This window comes from Pseudomonas sp. E1BtOHC1 (assembly GCF_058744285.1).
In genome coordinates, this window is record NZ_CP196023.1 from 2232680 (window position 1) to 2246771 (window position 14092).

Sequence of the window (14092 nt, forward strand, 5' to 3'; positions counted from 1 at the left end):
GATTTCCCGGCAGCAAGTCCTAGTGGGTCGGTCCGAGGAAGGCCAGCCAGCGGCGTTCGGCAAGACGGAACAAGCCCACCAGGGTGAAGGTCACGCACAGGTAGATGATGGCGGCGATACCGAACGACTGAAAAGTCAGGAAGGTCGCCGAGTTGGCGTCCCGGGCGATTTTCAGGATGTCGGGAATGGTCGCGGTGAAGGCTACCGTGGTGGAGTGCAGCATCAGGATCACTTCGTTGCTGTAGTAGGGCAGCGAGCGGCGCAGGGCCGAGGGCATGATCACGTAGGCATACAGCTTCCAGCCGCTCAAACCATAGGCCTTGGCTGCCTCCACTTCGCCGTGGGCCATGCTGCGGATCGCCCCGGCGAAAATCTCCGTGGTGTAGGCGCAGGTATTCAGGGCGAAGGCGAGGATGGTGCAGTTCATCGCATCACGGAAGAACGAGTCCAGCAGCGGTTGTGCGCGGATCGCGGCGATGCTGTAGATCCCGGTGTAGCAGATCAGCAACTGGATATAGAGCGGCGTACCCCGGAACAGGTAGGTGTAGAACTGCACCGGCCAGCGGACGTAGCGCTTGGGCGAGACCCGGGCGATGGACAGTGGGATCGACACCAGGAAACCGATGCAGATTGAGGCGCTGAGCAGCCACATGGTCATGGCCAGCCCGGTCATGTGGTACCCATCGCTGTAAAGGAAGGGACGCCAGTATTCCTGCAGGAGTTCGATCATCGCACGGCCTCCCGGGCGCCAGCGGCGTAGCGCCGTTCAAGCTTGCGCAGTACGAAGTTGGAGGCGCTGGTGATCAACAGGTAGATCAATGCTGCCAGGACCAGGAAGTAGAACAGCTGATAGGTACTCTTGCCGGCATCCTGGGCCGCCTTGACCAGATCGGCCAGGCCGATGATCGACACCAGGGCCGTGGCCTTGAGCATCACCATCCAGTTGTTGCCGATACCCGGCAGGGCGAAGCGCATCATCTGCGGGAAGACCACGAAGCGAAAGCGCTGGCCGCGCTTGAGGCCGTAGGCGGTGGCCGCTTCCACCTGGCCCCGGGGCACGGCGAGGATCGCCCCGCGAAAGGTTTCGGTGAAATAGGCGCCATAGATGAAACCCAGGGTGATCACCCCGGCGCTGAAAGGGTTGATCTCGATGTATTCCCACTCCATGAAATCGGTGAAGGAGGTCAGCCAGGTTTGCAGGCTGTAGAAAATCAGCAGCATCAGTACCAGGTCCGGCACTCCGCGGATCAGGGTGGTGTAGAGCTGGGCCGGGACCCGCAGCAGGGCGAGGCTGGACAGTTTGGCGCTGGCGCCGAGCAGGCCGAGCAAGACGCTGACCAGAAGCGACAACACCGACAACTTGATGGTCATCCAGGTACCTTCCAGCAGCAGAGGGCCGAAACCCTTCAGGCTGAAGGCGGAAAGCCCCAGGTTTTTTAGAAGTTCTTCGAGCATTGATCAATGACCCGTGGCGATAAAAAAGGCGCCCATCGAGGATGGGCGCCGGCAGGTTATTTACCGCTGTAGAGGTTCAGGTCACCGAAGTGTTTTTTCTGGATGGTGGCGTAGGTGCCATCATCGTGTAACGCTTTGATACCTTTATCCAGGAGCGCTTTCAGCTCTTTGTTACCTTTCGAGATACCGACTGCGGTCTTCGCTGGCAGCAGTGGGTCTTCCACCGGCTTGCTGACTTCGTAGTCCGCGCCCTGCGGCGATTTGAGGAAGCCCAATTCGGCTTGGAGCATGTCCTGGATCGAGGCGTCCAGGCGCCCGGAAGTCAGGTCGGCATAGACCTGATCCTGGTTCTGATAGGCCTGGGTCTTGACCCCGGCCTTGTCCAGCACGGCCTTGGCATAGGCTTCCTGAATGGTGCCTTGCTCATAGCCCACGGTCTTGCCCTTGAGCGAGGCGGTGTCTTCGCTCAGGCCCGAGCCTTTCTTGAATACGAACGAGGTGGGGCCGGAGAACAGCTCGTTGGAGAAGTCGATGACTTTTTCACGGGCCGGGGTAACGGTCATGGAAGAGATCACACCGTCGAATTTATTGGCCTTGAGGCCGGGAATCATGCCGTCGAAGTCACTTTCGACCCATTTGCACTTGACCTTCAGCTCGGCGCAGATGGCGTTGCCCAGATCAATATCGAAGCCCACCAGGCTGCCGTCGGCGGCCTTGGACTCGAAGGGGGCGTAGGACGGATCGACGCCAAAGCGCAGTTCCTTGTATTCCTTGGCCAGCGCGGAGCCGGCGGCCATGCAGAGAGCCAGTGCAGAAAGGGTCAGCAATGCTTTTTTCATTATTCAATCCCTAAGAACCAATATGAGCGCTTGTGGCGCATGAGTACTGTTACTGGAACGCATAAGACTTATTGAAAGTAGCAATTTCCGAACCAGAGTCCCGAACAGGTGTTTTAAAAGCTGCTGATCGCGCTTGCACAATGCCTGTCGTGCACTGAAAGGGGGCGTGTTGGTGGTGTGGCGCCAAGAGGGGGCGCGATGGCCGCAAGTGGGCCGCAGGCCGGAGCAGAGCGGATGTCTGCCGACTTGATCGCAACTGGAGGGATTGAACAGTGATCGTTATGGGGCAAACCCGCTGACGCAGGATGCGCCGGCGGGTTCGGTCGTGAAGGCTACTTGCCCGGGACCAGGGTCAGGCGGGTCTTGCCGTAGCTGCGCTCGAAGTTCTGCGGCTGCATCGGGAAACTCAGGTACTGGGCCTTGAGCCAGCCGTCGATGCCGTTGGCGTAGTTCGGGCTCACCGGGTTGCTGGATTGGCCACTGCTGTTGAGGCCCATCAGCGGCTCGCTCAGCGCGAAGTCGACGACGAAACGCAGGGCCGGGGTCGTGGTAATGGCAAAGTCCTGTCCCCAGCGATAGCCGGCGCTGTTGACGGTGTTCTGGTCGCCACCGGCCTGCAACGGGCCGCGCATTGTCTGGCCGTTGTTGTGGGTCCAGTGGTAGCTGTGCAACTTGCCCCACTGCCAGGCCTTGCGGTCCGTGCCCAGCAGTTGCTCGCCCGAACTGACGGCCGCCGCCAGGCTGCGGGCGAGAATGGCCGGCTTGTCCTCTTTTTGCCCGTTACGCGAGTCGCCCCAGAACGGGCTGTCTTCCCGGCTCAGAAGATGGTCGGCCTGGGCCGAATAGGACAGGCCCGCGTTGGCAACGAAGGCCTGCCAGGCGACGCCGGGCTCTGGGCCGAGCTGTTTGAGGAAGGTCTGCTTGGCGCTTTCCTGGAGGAACAGTTCGTAGAGTGCGGCGTCGGCGGAGCCGGCACTGAGCTTGCCGTCGAATGCCATCAGCCGGCTGTAGGCTTCCCGGGCCTTGGCGCGGTCTGCATCGGGCAGGGTGTCGATGGCGTTTTTCAGCGGCTGGGCCATGCCCGGCGCCTCGAACATCTTTTTCAACTTGGCCGCGAACAGGGTGGTCTGGTCGTACTGCAGGGCAATCAGGCTGCGGTTGTCCTGCTTGCCGCCCGACAGCCATTGGCCGATGCGCTCGGCCCGCTCCGGAGCCTCCCAGGAGTTGGAGAGCTGCATGCCATAACCGCGGGAGATCACCCGCTGGTTGGCGGTGGCGATCCAGCCTTGCGCCGGGTCCTGGTCATAAGGGTGGAGCATCGGGTCGGCGTAGCCATCCCAGTCATAGCGTCCGTCCCAGCCGGGAGAGGGCAGCAGGCCTTCGCCCTCGCGGCGGTTGGGGAAGCGCCCGGTGACCTGCCAGCCGATGTTGCTGGCATCGGCATAGACCATATTCAGGGCAATGGCGCGGATCTCGCGGCTGGCGTCGGAGGCCTTCTCCACATTCTGTGCCCGTGACAGATCGAAGAAAGCATCCAGGCTCTTGTCATCCTTGAGCTCCGGCATTTGCAGCGCCAGGCCGTAGCCACTGGCCAGGGCATTGTTGGCGTTGATCCCCAGGGTGCTGTTGAGCAATGGACCGTGGCGGGTTTCGTACACGGCTTCGCGAATCGGCCGCTGGCCTTTGACGAAGTAGGTCTCGTTGCGAACGATGACCGGCTGCCATTTTCCGTTGTTCTGGTAGTACAGGGCATTGCCCTGGCGCTTGAGTTTTTCCAGGAACAGGTCCTGGTTGTCGCCCATCGCCGAGCTCATGCTCCAGGCCAGCTTGCCGTTGAATCCTTGCACAATGGTCGGTAAACCGGCGATCGAGGCCCCAGCTGCCTGATACTTCGGCGCGCGGATCTGTACGTAGTACCAGGCGCTGATCTGGCTGTCGCTGGCCAGCAGGCTGCGACCGCTGCGAGTGCGCTGCGGGGCGACAGCCAGGTTGCTGCCGGCGGTGACGCCTAGTGAATTGAGGGCCGACATCTGCTTGGCAGCCAGGCTCAGTTCGCTCAAACCCGGCACATGCAATGCCAGCCCCTTGAGCTTGTCGGCCTCGGCCATGGGCAGCGGCTCATCGGGGTAGCTCGGGGTCAGCCAGGGCAGTTTGTCGCTGCCGACCTTTTGCGCCAGTACCAGGCTGTTGATCTCTTCCAGCAGATTGGCGGACTGGCCGAAATTCAGCAGGCAGAAGATCAGTGCCGAGTCCTCGGCTTTCCAGTATTCAGGAATGTAGCCACGAGCGGCGAGGTCTGGCGGCAGCTTGTCGCGGTAGCGGAACAGATAGGCGTTGACGCCCCGTGCGTAGACCTCGAAGAAACGTTTGATCCGTGGCGACGAGGCCTTGTACAGCTCGTCGGCGCTTTTCTTCAGGTTCACCGCACGCATCAGGCGGTCGACTTCCAGCACCTCGGCGCCGGACATCTCCGCCAGGCGGCCCTGGGCCAGCAGGCGCAGGGTGACCATCTGCTCGATACGATCACTGGCGTGTACATAGCCCAGGGTGAAGAGCGCGTCGTGGAAGCTGTTGCTTTCGATCAGCGGTACACCGACGGCGCTACGTCTGACCGAAACGTTCTGCGCCAGGCCCTTGAGGGGCTGTACGCCCGAGGTGGGTGGCAGGCTGTTTTGGGTGTTCCAGGACTGGCAACCGGCCAGGCTGAGAGCACCGGCCACTGCCGCGGCAACGCCGAACCGGGGAAGAAAATGTGAGAGGGCTGGCGAGGCCATGGCAAAGCTCCTGCGGGGGGGTAGCGTCGATAAAGGCGCTACGTTAGTGAGCAGGCGAGTGCCGCGCAAGCGGGGGCAGGAGGTATTTCTCGAGCGCGCCACAAATAGTTATCGCCGGCGCGTCGGTAGCTGGCCAAACCCGTAGGAGCCGGCTCGCCGGCGAAGAGGCCTTGGAGCCCGGCCTGGCCTTTGCAGGCCATTCGCTGGCAAGCCAGCACCTACAGGAGCTGGCCGGTGCAAGGCTCAAGAGGCGGGATTGACCTGCTCGACCAGGGCGTAGGCGCGCTCGGTAGCCGGCCGCCCCTGGATGCTGTTGAACCAGCGCTGCAGATGAGGGAAGTCCTCGAGTTTCTGGCTCTGTTTCTTGTACGACGCGATCCACGGATAGATCGCCATATCGGCAATGCTGTAGTCACTGCCGGCGACGAACGCCCGGTCTGCCAGGCGCCGGTCCAGCACGCCATACAGCCGCGCCGTTTCGTCCACATAGCGTTTGATGGCGTAGGGGATCTTTTCCGGGGCGGACTGGCTGAAGTGATGGTTCTGTCCGGCCATCGGCCCCAGCCCACCCATTTGCCAGAACAGCCATTGCAGGGCTTCCTGACGCCCCCGCAGGTCCTGGGGCAGGAACTGTCCGGTTTTTTCCGCCAGGTACAAAAGGATCGCCCCGGACTCGAACAGCGACAGCGGTGCGCCGCCATCTGCCGGTTCATGGTCGACGATGGCCGGAATGCGGTTGTTGGGAGCGATCTTCAGGAATTGCGGCTTGAACTGTTCGCCCAGGCCAATGTTGACCGGGTACAGGGTGTAGGGCAGGCCGGCTTCTTCCAGGAACAGGGAGATCTTGTGGCCGTTGGGGGTGGTCCAGTAGTACAGATCGATCATGCAGCGCTCCAAAAGGAATGGGTCCTTGTTAAACGACAGCAAACTCCGGCATTAGGTCGTCCTGTGTGCAATGGGTGGCTTGCCTGAAACAGAAGGTGATGTTGAAGTCGGCAAAATTCAATGATGCTCCAACGGAGAATGCTCCATGCCCATTCCGGCCGACACGGCGCTGATACTCATCGATCAACAGCAAGGCATCCTGCACCCCCGGCTCGGTCCACGAAACAATCCTGAGGCAGAAGAGCGGATGCTCGAGTTGCTGGCCCATTGGCGCACCCGGGGTTGGCCGGTGATCCATGTGCAGCATCTGTCGCGCTCGATGGATTCGGTGTTCTGGCCCGGGCAGTCCGGTGTGGAGTTTCAGCCGCGCTTTCGCCCGCAAACGGGGGAGGGGCTGATTCAGAAACAGGTGCCGGATGCTTTTTGTGGCACCTCGCTGGAGGCGGATCTGCGCCGACAGGGGATCGGACAGTTGGTGATAGTCGGTGTTGCCACCAACAACTCGGTGGAGTCGACGGCGAGAACCGCCGGTAACCTGGGCTTTGCGGTATGGGTAGTGGCCGACGCCTGCTTTACCTTCGACAAGCTCGACTTCGCCGGTCGCGCCCGTTCTGCCGAGGAAGTGCATGACATGTCGCTGGCCAACCTGCACGGCGAGTACGCCACGGTGTTGAACCTGGCGCAGCTTTTTTAGGAGAGGTCGGACGGCGAAGTCGCGCGGACAAGCCTCTCCCGCGATCAGATCAAGCGCCGTGGCACTTCTTGAACTTCTTGCTGCTGCCGCATGGGCAAGGATCGTTGCGGCCAACGTCTTTCAGCGCGTTGCGTACCGGCTCCTGGTGGGCGTGGTTGCAGTGCGGACCGTGAACATGGCCATGGTCATGATCATGGTCGTGGTGGTCATGATCGTGGTTGCAGTCAGGGCCATGGACATGAGGTTGCTGGGTCATTGCAGGTTACTCCGGGATAAAATCACCGGGAATTATCACGCCATTGCGCTTCAGGTGCACGTCCTGGCCGATGAATAATCCGATTTCCAGCTCGCCTTCGAGGCGATAGGGGATCGGCCGTTCGGGCTTGCGCAACAGTTTCACCACATCGCGAATCTGCGGCCACAGGTTGGTCCGCACCGGGACTTTGAAGAAGCGGCTGCTGTGGGGCGAGACGGTGAACCAGTGTTCGTGCTCGCCCTCGCTGAGCAGAAAGCGCTCCAGGTAGACCCGGTAGGTCAGGCGGCGCACCGTCAGGTCGCTGTCATTGGGGTTGTCGACCCGCAGGTGCAGGGTGAAGCGCTGCTCCAGCAGGTTGGCCTTGACCACCTCGACCTCGACCAGGTGTACCGCAGGGTCCAGGTTCTCATCGGTGAACCAGGACACGCACCCCGACAGGCTCAGCAGTCCGAGCAGGCAGACGGCCCGTAATGCGCGCAGCTCACCGATCATTGCAAGACTCCCTTTGAACCCCCTGTACCCGTCCTGGGCTTGGGGTGCCTGGCCTGCAAAGGCTCAGCGTGTGAAATAGCCGGCGCAGCACTTCTTGAATTTTTGCCCGCTGCCACAGGGGCAGGCGTCATTGCGCCCGGCATTCAGGGGCACCGTGGGGTCGATGAAGTACCAGCGTCCCTGATTCTGCACGAAGGACGAGCGTTCGCGATGGCTGTGTTCGCCCTGGCTGTCATGCCAGCGAGCAGTGAAGGTGACGAAGGCATGTTCCGGCTGACCGCCGAAGACCTCCGAGCTTTCCACCTCCAGCCCCAGCCAGGTGCTTTGTGCGCTCCAGTCACTGATGGATTGGCGATCCAGGCCTGCCTGTTGTATCGGCAGTGTGGTGGCCAGCAGGTAATCCACCTGCCCCAGTACATAGGCGCTGTAGCGCGAGCGCATCAGGGCTTCGGCGCAAGGGGCGGGATGGCCGGCATGGTAGTGGCCGCAGCAGGCATCCAGGAGGTTGCCGCTGCCACAAGGACAAATCGAGGCGCTCATTGTGTTACCACCAATACTTTCCAAAGTTTTCCGGGTTCGCCCAGAAGCGAGAGTTGAGCCAGTCGGGCACTTGTTTGTATTCAAGCAGATCGTAGGTAAACAGGGTCAGTACCTGTTCGTCCCGCTGGAAGCGTTCACTGGCCTGCAGGGCCAGGGAGAAAAAGTCGGTCTCCTGCCAGCCGCAGGCACACAGGTCGGCCAGCACGGCAATCCGGCTGGCATTGAGGTTGCGAATGCCCCCAAGCAGGTTCAGACCATCGCGCTTGGGCAGATGCTCCAGGCAGTCCACTGCCAGAGCCAGGTCGAAACGCCGAGCAGCCAGCTCCGCAGGCAAGGGGCCGGGGGCCGCCTGCGCCACCTCGGTACCGGGGTGAGCCTCCTTGAATGCGGCCAGGGCGGGGAAGTCGCTGGCGCCGATCAGCAGCAATTGTTGGGGGGCGTAACGGTCCAGTAAGGCCGCCAGAGCCTGCTGGGGAGTACGGGTAGAAATTCCGGCGCTCATTTTAGCTCCTCGATCAGAACGCCCAAGACTAGCGTGCCGGCACCCTTGGGCCTAGAGCGGTTCGCCACTAAATCGGCGAACCTCCCGTATTTACGGGGCGAAATCAGTGATAGCCCGGTGCTGGCGCAGTTGAAATGCGCAGTCTTTACTCCGTGAATCGGCCTCGAGCCGATCCCTCAGGAGAAATCAGATGAGCATCATTCGGACGGCAGTACCCTTGGTTCTGTTAACCAGTGTGTTGACTGGTTGTGCAGGTTTGCAGAAAACCGACTGGCCAATCTGCGCCGCAGTCGGCGGCGTCACGGGCGCGGCGTTGGGCGCCACCGAAAGCGCCTCGTGGGCGGGCGGTGGCGCATTGGTGGTCGGTGGTCTGGCAGGTGCCTACTGCTGGGTAAAAGGTGATGGCGATGAAGACGGCGATGGCGTGCCGGACAGCCGTGACAAGTGTCCACATACCCCCAAAGGCGTGCAGGTCGATGCCAATGGTTGCCCACCGCCGCCACCAGTGGTGGAAGAAGTCGTGGTGGTCAAGGAAGAAACCATCGTCATTCGCGATGTGTACTTCCATTTCGACTCAGCCAAGTTGACCGACGCCGACAAGACCAAGCTCAACACCGTAGTGAGCCGCCTGAAACAGGAAGCGCCGACTGCACAATTGCGCGTGACCGGCCACACCGACAGCGTCGGCAGCGATGCCTACAACCAGAAACTCTCGGACAAGCGTGCCCACTCGGTCGTGGACTACCTGATCAGCAACGGTATTCCTCGCAACAGTTTCGTGTCAGTGACCGGAGCCGGTGAAAGCAAGCCGGTGGCGGACAACAAGACTGCCGAAGGCCGGGCGATGAACCGTCGTACGGAGATCCAGATCAACCGTTGAAAGCCTATGCCTGCGCGGCTTGTGTCGCCGTCGATGGCAGTCTTTACTCCTGTGTGACCGGTCTTGCCGGTGACACAGGAGTATTCATGATGAACCTTCTCCCTCGGACCGTGTTCCCGGTCCTGTTGCTCGGCGGCCTGCTGACAGGTTGCGCAACCCACAGTGATGGTACTGCCCCCCTCAACCAACGCACCTGGCCCATCTGCAGCCTGCTCGGTGGCCTGGCCGGCGGTGGCTTGGGAGCGATCGAGAGTGGTAGCTGGGCGGCTGGAGGTGCGGCCCTGGGGCTGATCGGTGGTGGCTTGATCTGTTACGCCCAGGATGGTGATGAGGATGGCGATGGGGTATTCGATCGTCGTGATCATTGCCCGGACACCCCGTCCAACACCGCGGTGGACGATCGCGGGTGCCCGCTGCCCCAGTATCCGGCGGTGGTCAAGGCGCCGGAGCCCGAGGCTGCAGCCCCTGCGGAAGTGATCACCCTCAGTGATCAGGGCAATGTGCTGTTCGCCTTCGACTCCGCGGAGTTGACTGCCGAGGCCCGCAACCAGTTGCAGGGGCTGATGGCCAAGCTGGCCAATGCCGATGTGGTGAGCATCAAGGTGCTCGGGCATACCGACAGCCAGGGTTCCGATGCCTACAACCAGAAACTTTCGGAACGTCGAGCCAGCAGTGTCGTGGCCTTTCTTGTTGGACAGGGCTTGGCGTCGGACAAGATCAGCAGCCAGGGCCTGGGAGAAAGTCAGCCGGTAGCGGATAACGACAGTGAGCAGGGGCGAGCAAAGAATCGCCGCGTGGAACTGCATATCCAACGTTGAAACCAGGCGGCTCGGGTCGGCGATCCTCGCCGATCGGGCCGCTAAACAGACGCTTCGGGAAGAATTTTCATCGCCCTCTGGCGTATCCCCGGGGTAAGTCGTTACTGTGCGCGCAAAGAATAATTCACAAGGGGAGCGTATGAAGGTCTTATGGGGGATGGGAAAATTTCTGACCTTGGTCTTTTGGCTGGTGGTGCTGATCAATATGGTCAAGCCATTGGTCAATCCGTTGCACCTGCTGGTCAACCTGGCGGGTAGCCTGTTGCTTTTGACCCATTTGCTGGAACTGTTGCTGTTCAACGGCAGCCTCAAGGATCGTCCATATCCCTGGCGTGATCGTTTACAAATCCTGTTGGTGGGGATCTTCCACCTGCAAACCCTTCCCGCTGTTGCTCCTGTTGTCGAGACCGACCATGCGTAAGTTTTGCCTGCTGGCCCTGTTCTGCAGTCCTCTAGCCGTGGCCCAGGTGGTCCAGGTCGAAACCAACTCCTTCATGCGCCTGCCCAATACCGCCAGCACCCTGCAGCTGGAGCGTCTGGACGTGGCGGATTACGGCACCCTGCTGATCCCGGCCAATGTCACCGAGCTCAAGGTCGACGAACTGCGCCTGGGGCGTGACGCGCGGATTGCCATCGTGCCTACCGGGCAAAGCCTGCAACTGATTATCCGGCATGCGCAGTTGGAGAACGGCAGTCAGATCAGTTCCCGTGGTGCGCCGGGCACCTATGAGAAAGTGGCCAAGCCGGGGCGCAATCTGAACTTGCGAATCGAGTCCTTGAAGGCCGAGCAACTGTCCGTGGACGCCCGTGGTGGCACGGGTGCTCCCGGTTATGTCGGCCTCGACGGAGCCAATGGCCAGGAGCCGGGTTGCACCTGGGGGCAGGCCGGGCGCGGCGCCGACGGTGACAACGGCGGTGACGGCCGGCCGGGGGCTTCGGGCGCCCAGGTCCGGGTGGAGTTGCCCCGTGATTACCCCAGCGAGCAAATCAAGGTCCTGGTCGATGGCGGCGCGGGCGGCCTGGCCGGTGCCGGCGGCAAGCCGGGGGCCGGGGGCAAGTCCAAGGGCTGCCTGGTCTACCGAACCGACGGCGGCAAAAGCGGGCGTCCCGGTGCTCAGGGGCAGCCAGGACCCGCAGGCGAGGCGGGGTCGCTGACGGTCCAGCGTTTGTAGTCAGCCTCGAAAGATGGATGCTTCCAGCCGCCCGCTCCTGTAGCGGGCGGTTGCTTTCAGAAGGTTGGCCGTGCCGCAGCCAGGGCGACCAGCAGCAGACCAATGATCAGATTGATGCCCACCAGGCGACGGATCTTCCCCAACGCCGCCGCAGCGATCGGCCAGTCCTGGGCCGCTACCGCCTTGTGCAACTCCGGCAGTTGCAGGGATTGGATACGGATGAACAGGGCGGTCATCACCAGGTAAACCCCCATCATCACTTGCACATAACGCGGTGCGGTTTCAAAACCGCTGAAGCGCAGGTGCAGCAGGCCGATACCGCTGATCGGCAACAGCACCACCGCTGCCCAGACCCAGACGAAAAAACGCGGAAACACTTGCGCCCAGAGCTGTAGTCGCGCCGGTCCCTCTAGGGCCGCCACGGCTGCCGGGCGCAGGACCATCCAGGCGAAAAACATGCCGCCCACCCAGACCAGGGCGGCCAGTACATGCAGGGTGTAGGCAAGGGCGAAAGCGGTCATTCGGGTACTCCGTTCTGCGCGACATGAATTAGCGGGGTATGATAGCGGCCGATTCGAACCACTGAAAATTTATCCAGCGTTTTGTGCGCCCGAAAAACCATGATCAGCAACGAACTCAAAACCACGATCCAGGGCGCCTACTCGCGTTTTCTCGAAGCCAAGAGCCTCAAGCCGCGTTACGGCCAGCGCCTGATGATCGCCGAAGTGGCCAAGGTCCTGGGTGATATCGACACCGACGACGAGGGCCGGCGCAGTGGCGACCCGGCGGTGGTCGCGGTGGAGGCCGGGACCGGTACCGGCAAGACCGTGGCCTACAGTCTGGCGGCCATTCCCACGGCCAAGGCCGCCGGCAAGCGCCTGGTAATCGCCACCGCCACCGTCGCCCTGCAGGAACAGATCGTCTACAAGGACCTGCCGGACCTGATGCGCAACAGCGGGCTGAACTTCAGCTTCTCCCTGGCCAAGGGCCGCGGGCGCTATATGTGCCTGTCCAAGCTCGACATGTTGCTTCAGGAAGGTCACGCCCAGACCGCCACCGCCCAGCTGTTCGAGGAAGAAGGCTTCAAGATCGAGGTCGATGAAGCCAGCCAGAAGCTGTTCACCAGCATGATCGAGAAGCTCGCCGGGAATAAATGGGACGGTGACCGCGACAGCTGGCCCACCGCCCTGGAAGACGCCGATTGGGCACGTCTGACCACCGACCACAGCCAGTGCACCAATCGACATTGCCCGAACTTCGGCCAGTGCGCCTTCTACAAGGCCCGGGAAGGCATGGGCAAGGTGGACGTGATCGTCACCAACCACGACATGGTCCTGGCCGACCTGGCCCTGGGCGGCGGCGCGGTACTGCCGGACCCGCGCGACACTCTCTATGTGTTCGACGAAGGCCACCACCTGCCGGACAAGGCCATCGGCCACTTCGCCCATTACACCCGGTTGCGCTCCACCGCCGACTGGCTGGAGCAGACCGCCAAGAACCTCACCAAGTTGCTGGCCCAGCACCCGCTGCCGGGGGACCTGGGGCGCTTGATCGAGCAAGTGCCGGAGCTGGCGCGGGAGATCAAGACCCAGCAGCAGTTCATGTTCAGCGCCTGCGAGCAGATCGCCGACTTCAAGACCGGCGAAGACATGGAAGGCCGTGAGCGGCCACGCCATCGCTTCGTCGGCGGGCTGATCCCCGACCACATGCGCGAGATGGGCATCGAGTTGAAGAAGGGGTTCTCCCGTCTCACCGATCTGTTCACCCGCCTCACCGAGCTGCTCAAGGAAGGCATGGATGGCGAGGTCAATATCGGCATCGCCAGCAACCAGGCCGAAGAGTGGTATCCGCTGTTCGGTAGCCTGCTGGCGCGGGCTTCGGGCAACTGGGAACTGTGGACCGCGTTCACCATCGAAGACCCGGAAGACAACCCGCCCATGGCCCGTTGGCTGACCCTGGCCGAGAGCGGTTCGCTGTTCGACATCGAGGTCAATGCCAGCCCGATCCTTGCGGCGGAGATGCTCCGGCGCAATTTGTGGAACGTGGCCTACGGCGCCCTGGTGACTTCGGCGACCCTGACCGCCCTGGGCACCTTCGACCGCTTCCGCATGCGTGCCGGACTGCCGAAGAAAGCCGTGACGGCGGTGGTCCCCAGCCCGTTCCATCACGCCGATGCCGGGGTGTTGCGCGTTCCCGACCTGCGCGCCGACCCGCGGGATGCACCGGCGCATACCGCAGCAATCATCCGCGACCTGCCGGAACTGGTGGAGGGCTCCCGGGGCACCCTGGTGCTGTTCTCCTCGCGCAAGCAGATGCAGGACGTGTTCGACGGCCTGGACCGTGACTGGCGCAAGCAAGTGTTCATCCAGGGCAACCTGTCCAAGCAGGAAACCCTCAACAAGCACAAGGCCCGGGTCGACGGTGGCGATTCCAGCGTGCTGTTTGGCTTGGCGAGCTTTGCCGAAGGGGTGGACTTGCCCGGTGCCTATTGTGAACACGTGGTGATCGCCAAGATTCCGTTCTCGGTACCGGATGATCCGGTGGAAGCGGCGCTGGCGGAGTGGATCGAGGCCCGGGGCGGCAATCCATTCATGGAGATCTCGGTGCCGGATGCTTCTCTCAAGCTGGTTCAGGCCTGCGGCCGCCTGCTGCGTACCGAGCAGGACCGCGGCACCATCACCCTGCTGGACCGCCGACTGGTCACCCAGCGCTACGGCAAGGCTATCCTCAATGCCTTGCCGCCATTTCGCCGAGAAATATCTTAAGCAAGGCGCGCACCTTTGCG

16 protein-coding genes are annotated in these 14092 nt (G+C 62.0%); 6 read left to right on the forward strand and 10 right to left on the reverse strand.

From position 1 onward, the window contains the following. Positions 1–19: 19 nt before the first annotated feature. From ACSSVC_RS10250 to ACSSVC_RS10270, 5 genes are all read right to left on the reverse strand, one after another. A complete protein-coding gene (locus ACSSVC_RS10250; protein WP_346635867.1) occupies positions 20–730 on the reverse strand; it encodes an ABC transporter permease in 711 nt (236 codons plus the stop codon). After that, on the reverse strand, positions 727–1455 hold the full coding sequence (locus tag ACSSVC_RS10255) for an ABC transporter permease (RefSeq protein ID WP_346635866.1): 729 nt from the start codon (positions 1453–1455) through the stop codon (positions 727–729). The genes ACSSVC_RS10250 and ACSSVC_RS10255 overlap by 4 nt, the downstream gene beginning before the upstream one ends. 56 nt (positions 1456–1511) lie before the next feature. Continuing rightward, the gene (locus ACSSVC_RS10260) at positions 1512–2294 is read right to left on the reverse strand and encodes a transporter substrate-binding domain-containing protein (RefSeq protein WP_346635865.1); all 783 of its coding nucleotides are present in this window, start codon (positions 2292–2294) and stop codon (positions 1512–1514) included. Between the two features lie 332 nt (positions 2295–2626). Then, complete coding sequence (locus ACSSVC_RS10265; RefSeq protein WP_492612249.1) at positions 2627–5068, reverse strand: penicillin acylase family protein; 2442 nt, start codon at positions 5066–5068, stop codon at positions 2627–2629. A 243-nt stretch (positions 5069–5311) separates the two neighbouring features. Further along, on the reverse strand, positions 5312–5953 hold the full coding sequence (locus ACSSVC_RS10270; RefSeq protein ID WP_404938440.1) for a glutathione binding-like protein: 642 nt from the start codon (positions 5951–5953) through the stop codon (positions 5312–5314). Positions 5954–6098: 145 nt separating this feature from the next. Between ACSSVC_RS10270 and ACSSVC_RS10275 the strand changes: the two genes are divergently transcribed. Further along, entirely contained in the window at positions 6099–6647 is a 549-nt protein-coding gene (locus ACSSVC_RS10275) for a cysteine hydrolase family protein (protein WP_492612250.1), read from the forward strand. Between the two features lie 49 nt (positions 6648–6696). On the opposite strand, the gene ACSSVC_RS10280 is transcribed toward ACSSVC_RS10275, so the two are convergent. The 4 genes from ACSSVC_RS10280 to ACSSVC_RS10295 form a co-directional block, all read right to left on the reverse strand. After that, positions 6697–6903: an SEC-C metal-binding domain-containing protein gene (locus ACSSVC_RS10280; protein ID WP_016965285.1), complete on the reverse strand. Its 207-nt coding sequence runs from the start codon at positions 6901–6903 to the stop codon at positions 6697–6699. Between the two features lie 6 nt (positions 6904–6909). Next, positions 6910–7395: an LEA/WHy family protein gene (locus ACSSVC_RS10285; protein WP_346635861.1), complete on the reverse strand. Its 486-nt coding sequence runs from the start codon at positions 7393–7395 to the stop codon at positions 6910–6912. 63 nt (positions 7396–7458) lie between these two features. Then, positions 7459–7935 carry a YchJ family protein gene (locus tag ACSSVC_RS10290; RefSeq protein ID WP_346635860.1) on the reverse strand — a complete coding sequence of 159 codons (477 nt, stop codon included), beginning with the start codon at positions 7933–7935 and terminating at the stop codon, positions 7459–7461. Between the two features lie 4 nt (positions 7936–7939). Next, a complete protein-coding gene (locus ACSSVC_RS10295) occupies positions 7940–8437 on the reverse strand; it encodes a DUF6231 family protein (RefSeq protein WP_404938444.1) in 498 nt (165 codons plus the stop codon). 190 nt (positions 8438–8627) lie between these two features. Between ACSSVC_RS10295 and ACSSVC_RS10300 the strand changes: the two genes are divergently transcribed. The 4 genes from ACSSVC_RS10300 (at position 8628) to ACSSVC_RS10315 (ending at position 11307) form a co-directional block, all read left to right on the forward strand. Further along, positions 8628–9317 (forward strand): PA1041 family peptidoglycan-binding anchor lipoprotein, encoded by a 690-nt coding sequence (locus tag ACSSVC_RS10300; RefSeq protein WP_346635858.1) that lies wholly within the window; start codon positions 8628–8630, stop codon positions 9315–9317. 89 nt (positions 9318–9406) lie between these two features. After that, positions 9407–10135, forward strand: coding sequence for a PA1041 family peptidoglycan-binding anchor lipoprotein (locus ACSSVC_RS10305; RefSeq protein WP_346635927.1), 729 nt, complete (start codon positions 9407–9409; stop codon positions 10133–10135). A 139-nt stretch (positions 10136–10274) separates the two neighbouring features. Then, positions 10275–10556 (forward strand): DUF1145 domain-containing protein, encoded by a 282-nt coding sequence (locus ACSSVC_RS10310; protein WP_346635857.1) that lies wholly within the window; start codon positions 10275–10277, stop codon positions 10554–10556. Then, on the forward strand, positions 10549–11307 hold the full coding sequence (locus ACSSVC_RS10315) for a collagen-like protein (protein WP_346635856.1): 759 nt from the start codon (positions 10549–10551) through the stop codon (positions 11305–11307). Before ACSSVC_RS10310 ends, ACSSVC_RS10315 begins: the two co-directional genes overlap by 8 nt. Before the next feature lie 56 nt (positions 11308–11363). Here ACSSVC_RS10315 and ACSSVC_RS10320 read toward each other — a convergent pair whose 3' ends face one another. Continuing rightward, positions 11364–11828, reverse strand: coding sequence for a CopD family protein (locus tag ACSSVC_RS10320; RefSeq protein ID WP_346635855.1), 465 nt, complete (start codon positions 11826–11828; stop codon positions 11364–11366). Between the two features lie 99 nt (positions 11829–11927). On the opposite strand from ACSSVC_RS10320, the gene dinG reads away from it, so the two are divergent. After that, positions 11928–14072 (forward strand): ATP-dependent DNA helicase DinG, encoded by a 2145-nt coding sequence (gene dinG, locus ACSSVC_RS10325; protein WP_102878618.1) that lies wholly within the window; start codon positions 11928–11930, stop codon positions 14070–14072. Positions 14073–14092 lie beyond the last annotated feature (20 nt).

Bases quoted from the DNA above. Each gene is read 5' to 3' on its own strand.
- ACSSVC_RS10250 (WP_346635867.1), bottom strand. From the start codon at position 730: ATGATCGAACTCCTGCAGGAATACTGGCGTCCCTTCCTTTACAGCGAT.
- ACSSVC_RS10255 (WP_346635866.1), bottom strand. From the start codon at position 1,455: ATGCTCGAAGAACTTCTAAAAAACCTGGGGCTTTCCGCCTTCAGCCTG.
- ACSSVC_RS10260 (WP_346635865.1), bottom strand. From the start codon at position 2,294: ATGAAAAAAGCATTGCTGACCCTTTCTGCACTGGCTCTCTGCATGGCC.
- ACSSVC_RS10265 (WP_492612249.1), bottom strand. From the start codon at position 5,068: ATGGCCTCGCCAGCCCTCTCACATTTTCTTCCCCGGTTCGGCGTTGCC.
- ACSSVC_RS10270 (WP_404938440.1), bottom strand. From the start codon at position 5,953: ATGATCGATCTGTACTACTGGACCACCCCCAACGGCCACAAGATCTCC.
- ACSSVC_RS10275 (WP_492612250.1), top strand. From the start codon at position 6,099: ATGCCCATTCCGGCCGACACGGCGCTGATACTCATCGATCAACAGCAA.
- ACSSVC_RS10280 (WP_016965285.1), bottom strand. From the start codon at position 6,903: ATGACCCAGCAACCTCATGTCCATGGCCCTGACTGCAACCACGATCAT.
- ACSSVC_RS10285 (WP_346635861.1), bottom strand. From the start codon at position 7,395: ATGATCGGTGAGCTGCGCGCATTACGGGCCGTCTGCCTGCTCGGACTG.
- ACSSVC_RS10290 (WP_346635860.1), bottom strand. From the start codon at position 7,935: ATGAGCGCCTCGATTTGTCCTTGTGGCAGCGGCAACCTCCTGGATGCC.
- ACSSVC_RS10295 (WP_404938444.1), bottom strand. From the start codon at position 8,437: ATGAGCGCCGGAATTTCTACCCGTACTCCCCAGCAGGCTCTGGCGGCC.
- ACSSVC_RS10300 (WP_346635858.1), top strand. From the start codon at position 8,628: ATGAGCATCATTCGGACGGCAGTACCCTTGGTTCTGTTAACCAGTGTG.
- ACSSVC_RS10305 (WP_346635927.1), top strand. From the start codon at position 9,407: ATGAACCTTCTCCCTCGGACCGTGTTCCCGGTCCTGTTGCTCGGCGGC.
- ACSSVC_RS10310 (WP_346635857.1), top strand. From the start codon at position 10,275: ATGAAGGTCTTATGGGGGATGGGAAAATTTCTGACCTTGGTCTTTTGG.
- ACSSVC_RS10315 (WP_346635856.1), top strand. From the start codon at position 10,549: ATGCGTAAGTTTTGCCTGCTGGCCCTGTTCTGCAGTCCTCTAGCCGTG.
- ACSSVC_RS10320 (WP_346635855.1), bottom strand. From the start codon at position 11,828: ATGACCGCTTTCGCCCTTGCCTACACCCTGCATGTACTGGCCGCCCTG.
- dinG (WP_102878618.1), top strand. From the start codon at position 11,928: ATGATCAGCAACGAACTCAAAACCACGATCCAGGGCGCCTACTCGCGT.